This window comes from Pseudomonas palmensis (assembly GCF_049942755.1).
GTDB lineage: Bacteria > Pseudomonadota > Gammaproteobacteria > Pseudomonadales > Pseudomonadaceae > Aquipseudomonas > Aquipseudomonas palmensis.
In genome coordinates this window covers 1,298,376-1,313,462 of record NZ_CP187958.1, presented here as the reverse complement: position 1 = coordinate 1,313,462, position 15,087 = coordinate 1,298,376, and the positions used below count along the sequence as shown (strand labels likewise).

The following is a 15,087-nucleotide window of genomic DNA, read 5'->3' as shown; positions in this document are numbered from 1 at the left end:
GCCGGTGTCAGATCACACCTAGGCTTCTACAATTAACAAGAGACATTCAAACCGCAAGCAGAGATAAAATCACGTATCGGTATATCAAGAAAGCTACTCTCTCCAGCGGAAAGAACATCTTGCAATGTGACGATGCCTTTTTCAAAGTCCAAAGAAACGTCAAAGCAATTAAACTCGAACTCCCTGAGCAGAACGCTCTTTGAGCACATCCGCTCATCAAAGGCATCTTTCAAAATAGAGCGAACGCTGTCGTCCAACTCTTGGGCGACAAATCGTTCTATTAGTGTGCCGCCACTGCTCATAACCATTCCTAACTAGTACGGGAATGCAGTCTGAATCACACCATCCCGAACATTTATTTTGATTGTCGATGTTGGAGCGCCTGAGACGTTTGTTCCAATCACCTTACCTGCATTGTACTCAATAACGTGCCCACCTGGGCCATTAGGAGTTACCTTCCCATATTTCAGTGCGTTATCAACATAACTAGAGACATCTTTAACAGATGTTCCTTGCGAGAACTTACTAACATTCGCAAATCCTGAATCAGGTCCATGGCGATAGAATACATGCTCAATACCTGTCATCAAACCGCCTTTGTTATAAGTGCTCGCGCTCCACGATGCATCTATTTGTCTTGGGGCTGGTAATGCCTTGATCGTGTCATCTACAACAGCCCCAGTTCCTTTTGCACCCCCCACCGAATGCGCATAAGGCATCCCTGCCTCCGCATCCGTTATACCACTTGTCGAATTCGGATTCTTTCCAGGTGGCCCATTTTTACCACCAGCGTTGTCCACCAGGCTCGACGCCTTCCAAGCCGTCTCCCGCTCCCCAAGCGCTTTCGCAACCTGCCCCAGCTTCCCTGCCTTGTTGATCACCGCAAAGCTCAGGGCGAACTCGGTCTCCCACTGCATTTCCACCCGCAGGGCAGCCTGTTCCTGGCCTTGCAGGCGCAAAACAAATGCCTGGACTTTCGCGTCCTGCTTGGCGCTCTCAAAGGCTTGTGCGACTTCGTACGGATTGCTGGCCTTCTGAATCAGTCCGTTGGTGATACGAGAACTGGTGCCACTAAAGTCCGTGACCAGCCCTTCACCCAAGCCGTAGATGTTTTTGGCTGACTCGGCCACTGCCGCCGCAATGCCTTGCCCTACGCCAATCCCACCACCCAGCAGATCGGTTTTGCCGTAATTGAGGTTGCGGTCGTAATAGGCGAGTTGTTCCCAGTTCTGAAGGAATCTGTCGTTGATCAGGTATTCCTGATTCACCTTCGGATCATAGAAGTTCGCGTGGTTGATCTCGTAGTTCTTGAGCAACGCCAACGTTTCCGAGGCGGTATACACCTTGTGCGGTTCGCTGATGCTCGGCACATCCCCTTTGTCCGTGGTCGCATAGTTCGCCCCGAGCGGCGCCAGCGCCTGCCCGAGGTGGGCGAGGGTGCTGTCGTCGAACTTCACGCCCGCAGCGCTGATCGTGGTCTGCCAGTCCTTGTCGGTGTAGTAGGCAAATGCCTCGGCCATGCTGATGTTATGCTTTTGCGCGAGCGCCTTGGCTTGCTCGGAGATGAGCTTGCGTTCTTCCAGGTGCAGTTTGAATCGCCCCTGGTTTCCTTGACATTCTCCAAGCTCAGAAAATAGCGTTTCTCATACTCTACCGGCGACAGCTGATTGTTGACTTCTCACTTACAAACTAATTGCCGAACTACATTTTGAGCTGTACCTAAAGACAAATTTTCTGCTATTTCCAGTTATCGCAGCGTTGTTGTTTGCCTATGCTCTGCTGAGCATATTTGGTCACGATCATTTCATTTGGCTACAGTACCTCAATAGCTTTTGGGCTTATGCCGCTATCGTCTGGGGATTCTTTCTGCTGGCCATGACAGAGCAACTGGTTGATCCGTTGGAAAAGGCTCGGGACAGGCGAAACAGCTAAGCAAGCGAAGCTATGGAGCGATGTATAACAAAAGCTATACACATGATCCTAGACAAATCAAATAGTTAGCTCTGTTTTGTATTACAAATGTATAGCCATCAATCAGCACGAAAAATGGCTAATCCGTTGATCTACAAGGAAACACTTACCCCGGACGGGGGTGCGTGTTGTGTATTGAGATTTTGCTCCTGTTAAGTAGCGAAAAATCATGCTCAAAAAGGGCGTATTGAGCAGCTAGACCGTAGGTCGTCAGGGTGGGTGCAAAAGGGATGCAACTTGACTGCAGAAAGGATGCAAATAGGATGCAAGAAGGCGGCAAAAAGGGTGCAGACAGGGTGCAAAAACACCGGCGCAAGGCCGGTGCCATATCAACTCAGACCCCTTAAAATTTATAATGGAACTCACCTGCCTGTTTCATCTATCAGCTTTTGTTAAATTAGAGTAACAACCAAACTCGGGAATTTTTTCATAATTTCGAGACGGTTCGAAACTTGATCTAGCCTCTTCAATCTCATGAGGATTAAATTTTTCTCGCCTAATAACAAGACCGCCTTCCTCATTGAAAATATAGGACTCCCCACCTATGACCTCGTCTCCATCCCCTTCAAACTCACGATGAGTCGCCATAGTCAAAAATAAGTTATCCGAATCTGTTACTTGAAATTGGTAGGTCAGGTACTCACGACATTTTTTATCTAAAAAACCGACACCAACCATTCCTTTATCTATGGAGAACTCAACAAAGCAAGATGGCGCAGAGTCCGAGCCAATGAGAGCCGTATATGACTCACCCGAGAGATGCCTAGAATGTGCCAGAGATTCATCCATAGGCTCTATCGCAAACTTCTTCATCCGAAACCAAGTCTTACAATAATAAATAGGTAGCTCCATCAATACACCTTCCCATTAGTATCTCTAATTAAAACCCCTGCTTTATTGGCAGAGTCCAAGATGGCTTTTGGAATTACTCCATTCTGTGGAGGAACCTCCAGAATAACAGTACTTTGCAATTTTTGACCACCCAAAGACCCACTAGATGGAACTTTCGCAATGGTCGCACCAGAAGGGTATTTCGTAATGGCCTCATTTATGTAGCTCTTTGCTGTCGCCTCTGAAACCTCAGAAAGCTGTGTCAATTTACGAGAGACGATTTCGCCTTTTATGGGATTATACGAATCAACACGATAATAGCCATTCCCGTCAGGTCGCTGAATATAAACTTCGTTATTCGGGTAGTTTTTAGACTGTACCTTATTAAACTCATTACCCGCATCAAGCCGTTGCAACCATTCAGGTTTAGACGATGGAGCTACAACATCATCTACCTTTCCAGCAGCGCCACCAGTAGCTTTTGCACCATTTTTTTCCCCGCTTTGCAACATCCCCGCCAGCTTCTCAAGCCACCCTGGCGTTTTCGAAGCCACAGCTTTAGCAGCACTTCCCAGCGAAATAATCGCCAGCGCCAGTTCCGCTTCTGCCTCCACCCCAAGACGATGACTCTCCGATTCGGTCGGCGTAAACAGCGTATCTTTGGTGCTCTCAAACTGGTTCAGAAACTGACTGACCAATTGCAGCGCAGCAGGATCGACCTTTTCCCTCCCTTGACCATGCCGCGCGGTGGCTTCCAGCGCTTGAACCATCTGCTGTTCAGTTACGTTTTCAGCCCCTGGCGCGCAGTAACCGGGCATTTGCCTGCATGCATCGGCGATGCCTTTGGCGAAGCTTTCGGCATTCTTCCTGTGCAGGTCATGGTTGTAAATGGTTGCACTCTGAGCAACCTCGGAGCCTTTCTGAAGATCACCGTTGACGGCTGCGGCGGCAAGCACACCAGTCAATTGGGACAGCATCACATGAACGTTGGTGTCGCCACCGGATAACGTTGACAGCGTATCTGCCATGGCTTCGTTCAAGCCCGCAGCCATGGCGCCAGTTTTGAAATCGCTGCCCGTGGCCTCTGCCAGCAAACCACCCATGACGGCATGAACCACAATTTTGGGCAGGCTGCCGTTCTCAAATCGAATGGTCTGGTCACCGGCAAACTTGAAGCCCGTGGCCATGGCGATGCTGCCTGCCTGGCCGACTAGAGCATTACCCAGGTTGTCGCTGAAGCTGCCGCCATTGATGGCCGTAGATATTCCGCTCGAAACAAGCGAGTGCGCACCAGCCCGAATGAGCGTATCTGAGGCGTTCGCCCATGTGAGTACGTTGTGCGGGGGGGCTGGAAACCGGAATGAGGGTGCTGAGCTTCAGAAAGAAATCAGGACCACAGCATCAAGCATCAGATAAGTGCTTGGAATGTGGGGTTCATGGAGCGCTTAAGATGCAAATAGGGTTCAGAAATAGTGCAATCAAGGTGCATGCACTGAACGCCGATTTCTACCCGGCCAGCGACAAGGACAATGACTACGCTAGCGCCCGGTCCGTGCCCTAGGTCAGGTTACGCGGGCTGTGACTAAGGCAGGCGGGGTTTGAGGTGAATGAGAACGTGAAAGTGCGGGTGATGAAGGGGTGTTTGGTGATTACGGCAGAGTGAAAATATCCCCCGGCAACGCCGGGGGATATTTCTAATCAAACAATTCATGCCTGAGCAAATAAAAGTCTGTACTTAACAACAATTTAATCTCCTCAGAGCGCAGAGTCATGTCCACATAAAGCAAAATCGGACAGTCCGAGAACATTTGCTCAACAGACTCTCCATCAAAAGGGTCAATATTTCCTTTCAGAACAAAGCTTTCTGACTCCTTGTCGCCAAACTTATAATAGATCCCTCCTTGATATGAACTATCTCTCTCCTCAAAAGAAAAATTTAACTTTTCCTCGATTTTTGATTTGGCCTCCAAAATAGCCGCACCCTTGAAACCATATAAATCATAAGCAGGCATTTTAATCACTTAGGTAAAATAAGACTTGGAGCTCGACTTGTTGCTGAGGATGTCGAACCATAAATCATGAAGTTAACATCTCGGCCGGCTTGTTTAGTCAGCTGACTAGCCAGATCATTTAAACCTAACGCTTTTAGGTCTCTCATGCTTAGTGGACCAGTTCGTGCCCCGCCACTTCTTAACCCAATCCCCAAAGATTCTGCTTTTCGCAAAAGTTCCGGACTTGCCAGTGCAATATCAAAGTCACTAGTCCTCCCCACATCAAACGCCTGTCCAGTTCGGTAACTTTTACCTGTTACCGCGCTCCCCTGAAGAATGGGCTCAACATTTCCGTAACCAGCTTTCGATAAACCATCTCTTACACTGCCGCCGAAACTAGAAAACTCCTTTGTATTCGCAAACCCACTAGGCACAGTTCCTTTTGCAGCCTTTGTTGCATTTTTTTCCCCGCTTTGCAACATCCCCGCCAGCTTCTCAAGCCACCCTGGCGTTTTCGAAGCCACAGCTTTAGCAGCACTTCCCAGCGAAATAATCGCCAGCGCCAGTTCCGCTTCTGCCTCCACCCCAAGCCGATGACTCTCCGATTCGGTCGGCGTAAACAGCGTATCTTTGGTGCTCTCAAACTGGTTCAGAAACTGACTGACCAATTGCAGCGCAGCAGGATCGACCTTTTCCCTCCCTTGACCATGCCGCGCGGTGGCTTCCAGCGCTTGAACCATCTGCTGTTCAGTTACGTTTTCAGCCCCTGGCGCGCAGTAACCGGGCATTTGCCTGCATGCATCGGCGATGCCTTTGGCGAAGCTTTCGGCATTCTTCCTGTGCAGGTCATGGTTGTAAATGGTTGCACTCTGAGCAACCTCGGAGCCTTTCTGAAGATCACCGTTGACGGCTGCGGCGGCAAGCACACCAGTCAATTGGGACAGCATCACATGAACGTTGGTGTCGCCACCGGATAACGTTGACAGCGTATCTGCCATGGCTTCGTTCAAGCCCGCAGCCATGGCGCCAGTTTTGAAATCGCTGCCCGTGGCCTCTGCCAGCAAACCACCCATGACGGCATGAACCACAATTTTGGGCAGGCTGCCGTTCTCAAATCGAATGGTCTGGTCACCGGCAAACTTGAAGCCCGTGGCCATGGCGATGCTGCCTGCCTGGCCGACTAGAGCATTACCCAGGTTGTCGCTGAAGCTGCCGCCATTGATGGCCGTAGATATTCCGCTCGAAACAAGCGAGTGCGCACCAGCCCGAATGAGCGTATCTGAGGCGTTCGCCCATGTGAGTACGTTGCGCGGGTTGCTGGAAACCGGAATGAGGGTGCCATCGGCAGCCTTCGCGAATCCGCCCGCTTGACCGCTTTGTTCTACGCCGAACCAGTGAGTGTCTACGTATTCAAATGAACCTGCCGTCAGTGAGGAGACTGCTGCATTCTTCAGACTGTCTTTGCTTAGTGTTTCCTTGAGCGCTGCTGCGAGATCACCTTGGTTGTTGATCGTACTGACCGCACCGGTTGTTGCCAGGCTTGTTGCTGCGCCTAGCTGAAAGCCCGTGAGACCGAATCCTGCCGGGCCCATTGCGGCGGCCATCAGGATAGCTACAGCCAGTTGTGCTCCAACACCCAAACCGGAATTGTCGTACTTGAAGCTAGAGTGAATTTCCTCCACCTGGCGCCAGTCGATACCACCCCTGGCTTCCACTTCTTTCAACCATGCCAGTTTCGGATCAGCCTTCACCATGGCGTCGATGGACTGACTGACAGTCCTTTGGTCGATCTTTTTTATATCGACCTTGATGCCGTCTACCGCATTGATTATCAGGTTTCCGTTGGCCACCATCTGCGTCTGGCGCAGCGTCTCATCCGTCTGCCCCTTGCCCTTGGCACTGGTCCACGCCAGGTCGCCCTTACTCTTTTCGTGACTCTCCTGATGCATGTCCTTGACGGCTTCGAACGTCACCGCACCGCCGCTTTCTATTGTGAGGTCGCGGCCTGACTCCAGGGCGGCGCCCTGGTACAACTGGTCACCGCCGCTCACCAGGGTCAGGTCACCCCCGCTGGTGACCACGCTGCCCACCGCCTTTACATCGGTGACTTCGTCACGCTGGGTCTTCTTGCTGCCCCAGCTGCCTTTCTTGTTCATGTCGTACAGCGAGTACTCGCTGTCGTTGGCGGCCAGTAGCTGCAGGGTATTGCCGGCGGAGATGTAGGCCTCGCCGCCCGCCGTGGCCTTGCTGGCAACCATCAGCAGGTTGTCGCCGGCCTCGATGCTGAGCGAGCCGCCGGCAGTCAGTTCGGCCGCCTGCTGGCGCACGCTGTCGTGCTGTTTCTCGGTTTTGGTGTTGCCTTTTCTGCCTTTGGAATAGGCATGTTCTTCGTCTGCCGCAGCAGCGATGAACACGTCGCGCCCAGCCTCCAGGGCGATGTCGCGACGTGCCTCGATCTCGCTGGCGATGACCGACAGGTCTTGCCCGGCCGAGGCACTGAAGCTGCCGCCAGCCTGCACTTGGCTGACGTACTGGGTGGTGGTGCTGTCGTAGCCGCTGACGCGGCGACGCTGGTACTCGTGGCTGTCGGTGACTTGTTGGCTGGCGATGTAGAGGTCGCGCTCGGCGCTCAGCGCAATGTTGCCGCCGGCGGTGGCCACGCCACCGACAAAGCCGATGTCGCGACCGGCCGAGAGGGTCAGGTCGTTGGCAGCCTCGATGCGCGCCGCATTGTTGACGATGTTCTGCACCACGTGCTCGCCGCCGACACGATCGTCCAGGCGGGTGACGCTGCGCTCGTTGATGACATCGCCGGTCAGGGCCAACAGGCTCACGTCGCGGCCCTTGAGGATGCCGCCGGCGCTGTTGCGGATGGAATCGGTGGCCAGCAGGTCGAGGCGCTGGCCGGCTTCCATCAGGCCGCTGTTGTCGATGTTGCCGGCGGTGACGGAAAGGTTGTTGCTGGCGCGCAGGGTGCCGACGTTGTTCAGCTCGCCGCCGCTGATCAGGCTGACATCGCGTCCCTGGATCAACGCGCCGTTGGGCGCCAGGCGTCCTTCGGACTGGGCCAGGTAGAGCACCGGGGCCAGCACCTGCTCGCCGTTGACCTCGATGGTTTCCATCCACACGATGTCGTGGGTGAGGGCGGCCACCTGCTCGGCACTCAGCGACACGCCTACGCTCAGGCTCAGCGCATCCTTGCTGGCAATGGCGTTGTCCATCAGGTAGCGGAACATCGCCTCGTCGCTGTCCAGCCCGGCGATCAAGCGCTGCCCGGTGCGCTCCACTACCGCATCGCGGATCAGGCGCTGTTCGTACAGGCCGTCGCCCAGGCGCTTCTTGGTGGCGTCGGGGTCGATGTCGAGGCTGCCCAGCAGGTAGTCGGAACTGAGGAATTTCTTCAGGTCGGTGAGCACCGGGTTGGTTTCCACCAGGTACTTGTGCGGCTGGCTGGCAGTTGCCGGGGTTGGCACGCCCTGTACCAGCTTCACGCCTGCCGGCAAGCCGTCCAGGCCCGTACCGGTTTGCCCGGCAACGCTGGCAGCCTGTGCGTCAGGGCCTGCCCAGTGACCCTGGCCGGCGTTGCCGGTGGCAGTGTTGGCCAGGCTGCCCAGCGTGCCGGCTTGCCCGTGCTGAGTCAGGTCGGCACCTGCGGCCAGTGCACCGCTGGCCTGGGCTGTCTGGCCGGTCTGCCCGCTAAGGCGGAACAGGCCGTGCTCGCCCTGCGGCAGGCTGAAGCTTGGCAGCGTGACCGGGTTGACCTGGCGCTGTGCCAGGTCGGGCGGCAACTGCGAGGTAACGGCACGTACCGAGGTTTGCGCGGTGGCCTTGTCGGCATTGGCACCGCGTTGGCCGATGCCGCCGACCCCGCTGGCATTGGCGCGCACCACACTGTTGTCGATGCGCTCGGTGGCGTTGATGGTGACGGCGCCCGCAGCCTGGATGACGGCAGGGGAGACCACGGCGCCAGCGATGGGCGTGCGGTTGTCGCTCAACCTGTATACGCCTTTGCCGGGGTAGCCGCCGGCGGCCAGGAATTGGTCCAGGGTTTCCATGCCGGGTACGCCGGACTGGTTGAACGCGTTCTTCTTTTGCATGAAGCCGGAATAGTGCGACCGGTTACGGCTGTAGAAACTACCGTTCAAGTTGCGCTGCACGCCACCGCTCACGCCAACGTTGTTGAGTACGGCAGTGTCGATGCTGATGTTGCGGGCGGCAGAGACGCTGCTGTAACGGTTGCTGAACTCGTTGCCGCTGAACGTCAGGCTGCCACCTGTGGTGATCGATGCGGCCTGGCTGTCCTGGTCGATGACATCGTGGGAGATCTCGACGGCGGTGAACTGGAACTCGCAGCCCTTACCCTTGCAATGGTCGTCGGCATAGGTGTTGATGCTCCCCGATACCCGTTCGGTCCGGACCGTGAGCTTGTCCTTGCGATTGATCAGGGTGTCGGCCAGCAGGCTCATGTTGCCGGCGCTTTCCAGGCTGCCGGAAATGTTCTCCACGTGCGTGGCGCGGGTACCTCGGTCATCACGGGCGATGCTCAGCCCGCCGAGGCTGTACAGGTCGGCATAGGTGTTGGTGAAGGTGCCTACCCGCAGCGTCATATCGTTGCCGCTGAAGATCAGCCCGCGGTCGTTGCGCAGGGTGTCGGCATTGATGCGCAAGGCCGTGGCGCTGCCCAGGGTGGCGTAGTTGTCGAGCGTGCCGGCCGTGGCGGTCAGATTGCCCGCCGAAGTGATCCGCCCGCGGTTGGTCAAGGTGTTGGTGGCGCTCACCACGCTGGTGGCGCCCCCGGTAAGGGTGCTGGTGCTGGCAAGGTCGATGCTGGCCGCGTTCAGGGTCAGGTTGCCCAGGCTGGTGGTGCGCCCGGTGCCGTTGTAGGTGCCGGTGAGGTCGAGCCGCAAACTGCCGTCGCTGGCCAGCAGGCCGTCGTTGCGCCAATTGACCCCCTTGCCGGTGAAACTCTGCGCCGCCAGCAGCTTGCCGCTCGCGGTCTGGGTGAACTGGCCGATGTCCAGGTTCAGGCGCGCGGCCTGCAATACGCTGCTGTTGGTCCAGTTGGCGGCCTTGATGTCGAGCAGGCCGTTGGTGTACAGCAGGCCGCCCGCACGCATCACCTTGTCGGCGGCCAGGCCGAAGTTGCCGCTACCGGTGTGCAGCAACTGCCCGCTGTTGTTGCTCAGGCCGGCGACTTGCAGGTCCAGGTGCTGGTTGGCGGTTTCCAGCAGGCCAGCGTTGTTGTTGAACGTCTCGCGGGTGCTGATCAGGGTGGTGCCGCTGCGCCCCAGCGCGCGCAGGCTGCCATTGGCGTTGTTCAGCGTCTGGCTGCGCAGGGCCAGGTCAGCCTCGCTCTCGAGCTGGCCCAGTTGGTTGTCGAGCAGGCCCGACAGGTCGAAGTCGATGCGCCCGGCACCCACCTTGCCGGCCTGGTTGAGGAACTGCCCGGCGTTCACACCCAGCCATCCTGCGGCATACAGCCCGCCGCCCTGGTTGTCGAATGTGGCGGTGGCGATGCGGTTGTCGCCGGACAAGGCAGAGATGAAACCCTTGCGGTTTTGCAGGCCGTCGCGGGCCTCGAGGTCCAGCGTCTGGGCCTGGAGGGTGCCAGCATTGTTGTCGAGCAGGCCGCTGACCAGCGTGAGCCGGCCCTGGCTGCTATTGAGCATGCCGCCGGCGCTGTTGTTCAGGTGGGTGCTGTGGATATCGAGGTTGCCGGCCACGCTGTCCACGCGCCCGCCCTGATTGCGCAGGTCGTCGCCCAGGCGCAGCAGGATATTGCCCTGGGCCTTGAGGCTCGCCGCCTGGTTGTCGAGGGCCTGGGCCTGGATGTCGAGGCTGCCGCGTTCGCTGAATACCAGGCCGTCCTGCTGGTTGAGCAGGTCGCCCTTCAGACGTAATACCAGGTTCTGCTGGCTGGCCAGTGTGCCGCCAGCGCTGTTGTTCAGGCTGTCGGCGTCGATGCGCAGCAAGGCCTGGCTGACCAGCCTGCCGCCGCGATTGTCGAGGTTGGCGCTGTTTAGCAGCAGGTCGCCGCCACTGGCCAGGCGTGCGCCCTGGGTGTTGAGCAGCGCGCCGAGCAGGGTGACGCGCAGTGCGCCCTGGCTGGTCACCTGGCCGTTCTGGTTGTTCAGCTGCTTGCCGTCGATTTCCAGGCGCTGGCCATTGAGCTGGCCGCCGCTGTTGTCGATCACGCTGCTGGTACGGTTCAGGCTCAGGGTTTGGGTGGCCGCGATCAGGCCACCCTGGCTGTTGTCGAGCCGGCCGTCGATGCTCAGGGTCACATCGGCTTCACCGGCGATGATGCCGTGTCGGTTATCCAGGCGCGTGGCAGTGATCTGCTGCCTGCCAAGGCTGACCAGTGCGCCCTGGTCGCGGTTGTCCAGGGTGTCTTCAAGGTGCACGTCGAGGCGGCCATGTTGGCTGGAGAGGGTGCCGGCGCCGCGGTTGTCCAGCGTAGTGCCCCTGACCTCAAGGCCCTGCAGGCCCGAGACAAGCCCCGCGTTGCTGTTGTCGATGCTGGTGGCCTCGACCTGCAATGTGCCCGCGCTGATGAGGCGGCCCTTGTGCTGGTTGTCGAGTTGCGTGGCGAGCAGGCTGAATGCCTGCTCGCTGGATATCTCACCGCCATTGCTGTTGTCGACCAGCCCCAGGCGCTCGAAGGTCAGCGGGCCGCGGGCGTGAATCAGCCCGCCCTGGTTGTCCAGCGTGCCGCCTTGCAGGTTCAGGTGCACGGCCTGTTCGCCGATCAGGCGGCCTTGCTGCTGGATCAGTCGCTGTACGCTCAGGCGCAGGTCGCCCTTGGCCGAGAGTTCGCCGCGCGGGCCATTGTCCAGGTGGCGGGCAGTGATCGTGAGGTTGGCGTCACTGCTGATGCGGCCACCGGGCAGGGCGTTGGCGTAGGCGCCGTTGCGCAGGTCGGTGCTGTTCAACAGCAAGGCTTTGGCGCTGGTGATGGCGCCACTGCGGTTATCCAGCGTAGTGCTGTCGATGCGTGCATCGCCCTGGCTGATCAACTGGCCGCCCTGGCTGTTGTCCAGGGTGCCGGTGTCGATGTGCAAGCCCAGGTTGGCGGATACCAGCCCCTGGTCGCTGTTGTCGAAAACGCCGCTGTGCAGGCGCAGATTGCCGCCTGCCGACAGGGTGCCCTGATGCTGGTTGGCCAGCAGGCCTTCGAGGGTCAGCCCGATGTCGCCACGGCTGGCCAGGGTGCCGCCATGGGTGTTGCTCAGGCTGCCGGCTTCGATATCCAGCCCGGCGCCCGCCGACAGTACGCCGTTGCGGCTGTTGTCCAGGGCGTTGGCGATGCGCAGGATGAGGCTGTCGGCGCTGATCAGGCGCCCGCCCTGGTTGTCCAGGCGATCGGTGTGCAGGCTGTAGCCGAGGTCACTGGATATCTCGCCACCGGCGCTGTTGTCCAGCGCGCCGATCTGGCGCAGCAGTAGTTGGCCGGGGCTGGCGATCACGCCCTTGTCGCGGTTGATCAGTGTGCCGCCCTGCAGGTCCAGGCTGATGCCGGTTGCGCTGAACAGGTAGCCGCCATCGCGCTGGTCCAGCCCGCTGAGGGTGGCCTCGATCTTGCCCCTGGAAGTGATGCGGCCCTGTTCGCCGTTGTACAACTGGGCGCCATGCAGGGTGATGCCGGTGTCGCTGCCGATGCGGCCCTTGTCGCGGTTGTCGAGCCCGCCACTGCGCAGCTCGAGTGCGCCCACCGCGCTGATTGCGCCGCCATGACGGTTGTCCAGGTTCGCGCTGCGGATCGACAACGCGGCGTCGGTCACCAGGGTCCCGCCCTGGTTGTTCAGGGCGCCGTGGCTGACCACATTCAAGGTATCGATGGCCGATACCAGGCCCTTGTTGTGGTTGTCCAACTGAGCTGCACTCAGGCTCAGGCGGCCCTCGCTGACCAGCTCGCCGCCCACGCTGTTGTCCAGCGTGCCGCTGAGTTCGATATCGACCGAAGCCAGGCTGCTGACCCGGCCGGCATCGCTGTTGAGCAACTCGGCGCCGCGCAGTACTACCCCATCGCGTCCAGCCAGCAGGCCCTTGCTCTGGTTGAGCAGACGCTGCACGGTGAGGGTCAGGCCGCTGTCGCCGATGACCTTGCCGCTGGTGTTGTCCAGTTGCCCGGTAGCTGCGATGCCCACCGTGCCGATGCTCGACACCACACCTTGCTGGTTGAGCAGGTCGTGGGTGGTGATAGTCACCGCATCGTTGCCGACGATCTGCCCGGCGCGCTGGTTGTCGATGTGCTTGGCGTCGAGGGTCACGCGGCCCTGGCCGAGCAGCTTGCCGGCGTCATGGTTGCGCAGCGTGCCCACGTCAACGACCAGGTCGGCCTGGGTGCTGGCTTTGCCGCCGCCACTGTTGTCGAGGGTGTCGCCGACCACCGTCAGCCCCTGATCGGCAACCAGTACACCGCCTCGATTGTCCAGCCGCTCACCCGAAAGCGTCAGTGTGGCCTTGCTCGACAGCAGGCCGCTGCCACTGTTGTTCAATTGGCCGGCCGTGACCTGCAGCGCGCCTTCGCTCACCACGTTGCCCTGGTTGCGGTTGTCCAGCAGGCCGCTGATGCGGGTGTTCAGCGTGCCCTGACTGAGCAGGGCGCCCTTGTTGCTGTTGTTCAGGCCAAGGCCCTGGATGTCCAGGTGCTGACTGGCCGAGATCAGGCCCAGGCGGTTGTCGATGGCAGCGCTGGCGATCAGCAGCACGTCGCCTCCAAGCAGTTTGCCGCCCTGGTTGTTCACGCTGGCGCTGCGCACTTCGTTGCGTGCGCCGGAAACCTCGCCGGCCTGGTTGTTCAGCGCGTGGCTTTGAATCACCACCTGCCGGTTGCTGGCCAGCAATCCTGCGTTGCTGTTGTCCAGCTGCGGTGCGTCAATGGCCAGGCTGTCGAGGCCGATCACTCGACCACCCTGGTTGTTCAGGCCGGAGTTGGCCTGCACCACGGTGCTGCGCTGGCTATGCAGCAGGCCCTTGTCGCGGTTGTCCAGCGTGTCGGCCTTGAGCGTGAGGGTGTGGCTGGCCAGTACCTGGCCCTGGCGGTTGTCCAGCTTGCCGGCGGTCACCGTGGTGGTAGCGCCCTTCAGGCTGCCACCCTGGTTGTCCAGGTTGGCGCGGGCGGTCACTTCGAGTTGGCGGCTGGCAACCACGCTGGCGCTGTTGCGCAGGTCCTGGCTGGCCAGGTGCAGGTCGCCGCGGTTGTTGCGGGTGTTGTTGGCTTCGACACCGGCTTCGATCACGCCGCGGTTGTCGATCTGCCTGGCTGCCACGTCGATGCGTTCGCGAGCAGCCAGGCTTTGCCGGTTGACCAGTTGCTCGGCGCTGCGAATCTCGGCGTTGCGCGTTGCGTAGGTCTTGCCTTCGAGCTCCACCTGGTGGGCGGCGATTTTCAGGTCGCGCTCGGCGGTGACATTGCCCAGGCTCAGCTTGCCGTTCACGTCGATCTGCACGTCACTGGCGGTGGAGGCCATGTTGCCGGCCAGTTTCACCCCCACGCCCTTTTCGGTGCCCACCAGGCGGATGGCGCCGGCGTACATGCCACCCAGTGCGGAACTGTCAATGGCCAGCAAGGGTTTGCCGCTGCCGTCGTCCGCCCGTGGCGTGACCTGCAGGCTGTCGGCCTTGACGTCGTTGCGTCCGGTAACGATGTTCAGTTGCTGGGCGTGCAACGTGGCGTTGAGCTTGGCGCTGCGGGTGATCAGGTCGAACTGTTCGACATTGCTGGCATTGAGCCCGGCGCCTTCGAGCGCGATGTCGCCGCCATCGACCTGAAAGCGGTCCAGGCGTTCGCCGTCCATGATCGGTTTGCCGGTGGTCAGCGTGGTGCGCGGGGTATTGATGAAGCCGCAACCGTTGCAGGTGATGCCGTGGGGGTTGGCCACGATCACCCGCGCAGCGGAGCCGGCCACTTCGGTGTAGCCCGCCAGGGTGCTGCGGTTGCCCCCGGTCACCTGGTTGAGGATGACCTTGGCCGCCTGGCCCTTGAGGTTGGGGTTGCCCACGATGATGCCGCCCAGCTGGGTGCTCTGGGTCTTGTTGGTGGCATTGTTGAGGATCAGCCCCTGCTTGCCGACGTTGTAGTCGCGAAAGGTGTTGCTCGACAGCCCGCTGCCGTTGGGGCGGGCGATGTTGACGATGGGCACCCCGTTGCCGGCTGCGCCCACCGTGGTGCCGGCCTTGGCCGCCGCATCCACGGTAACCTGCGCGGCGGTGGCGACGATCGGGTTGAGGAACATGACCCCGGCAACGATCAGGGCCAGGTACTGGTTCAACGGGCTGCGGGCGTCCATGT

7 protein-coding genes are annotated in these 15,087 nt (G+C 59.1%); 1 reads left to right on the top strand and 6 read right to left on the bottom strand.

Translation table 11 applies throughout. The features are described from left to right. Positions 1 to 32: 32 nt before the first annotated feature. The 4 genes from ACPRTJ_RS06030 to ACPRTJ_RS06015 form a co-directional block, all read right to left on the bottom strand. Entirely contained in the window at positions 33 to 302 is a 270-nt protein-coding gene (locus ACPRTJ_RS06030; RefSeq protein ID WP_054916221.1) for a hypothetical protein, read from the bottom strand. A 12-nt stretch (positions 303 to 314) separates the two neighbouring features. Continuing rightward, positions 315 to 1,520 (bottom strand): hypothetical protein, encoded by a 1,206-nt coding sequence (locus ACPRTJ_RS06025; protein ID WP_426428363.1) that lies wholly within the window; start codon positions 1,518 to 1,520, stop codon positions 315 to 317. Between the two features lie 826 nt (positions 1,521 to 2,346). Continuing rightward, a complete protein-coding gene (locus tag ACPRTJ_RS06020) occupies positions 2,347 to 2,823 on the bottom strand; it encodes a lytic transglycosylase (protein WP_078482008.1) in 477 nt (158 codons plus the stop codon). Beyond that, positions 2,823 to 4,103: a DUF637 domain-containing protein gene (locus tag ACPRTJ_RS06015; protein WP_426429081.1), complete on the bottom strand. Its 1,281-nt coding sequence runs from the start codon at positions 4,101 to 4,103 to the stop codon at positions 2,823 to 2,825. Before ACPRTJ_RS06015 ends, ACPRTJ_RS06020 begins: the two co-directional genes overlap by 1 nt. Positions 4,104 to 4,405: 302 nt before the next feature. On the opposite strand from ACPRTJ_RS06015, the gene ACPRTJ_RS06010 reads away from it, so the two are divergent. Continuing rightward, positions 4,406 to 4,465, top strand: a complete 60-nt coding sequence (locus ACPRTJ_RS06010; RefSeq protein ID WP_081315181.1) for a hypothetical protein — start codon at positions 4,406 to 4,408, stop codon at positions 4,463 to 4,465. A 31-nt stretch (positions 4,466 to 4,496) separates the two neighbouring features. Here the strand turns inward: ACPRTJ_RS06010 and ACPRTJ_RS06005 are convergent, their stop codons facing one another. After that, positions 4,497 to 4,814 (bottom strand): hypothetical protein, encoded by a 318-nt coding sequence (locus tag ACPRTJ_RS06005; RefSeq protein WP_058541370.1) that lies wholly within the window; start codon positions 4,812 to 4,814, stop codon positions 4,497 to 4,499. A gap of 5 nt (positions 4,815 to 4,819) precedes the next feature. Then, the gene (locus ACPRTJ_RS06000) at positions 4,820 to 15,085 is read right to left on the bottom strand and encodes a DUF637 domain-containing protein (RefSeq protein ID WP_426428360.1); all 10,266 of its coding nucleotides are present in this window, start codon (positions 15,083 to 15,085) and stop codon (positions 4,820 to 4,822) included. Positions 15,086 to 15,087: the final 2 nt, after the last annotated feature.

Coding starts and splice junctions, on each gene's coding strand:
- ACPRTJ_RS06030 (WP_054916221.1), bottom strand. CDS start 302: ATGAGCAGTGGCGGCACACTAATAGAACGATTTGTCGCCCAAGAGTTG.
- ACPRTJ_RS06025 (WP_426428363.1), bottom strand. CDS start 1,520: ATGGCCGAGGCATTTGCCTACTACACCGACAAGGACTGGCAGACCACG.
- ACPRTJ_RS06020 (WP_078482008.1), bottom strand. CDS start 2,823: ATGGAGCTACCTATTTATTATTGTAAGACTTGGTTTCGGATGAAGAAG.
- ACPRTJ_RS06005 (WP_058541370.1), bottom strand. CDS start 4,814: ATGCCTGCTTATGATTTATATGGTTTCAAGGGTGCGGCTATTTTGGAG.
- ACPRTJ_RS06000 (WP_426428360.1), bottom strand. CDS start 15,085: ATGGACGCCCGCAGCCCGTTGAACCAGTACCTGGCCCTGATCGTTGCC.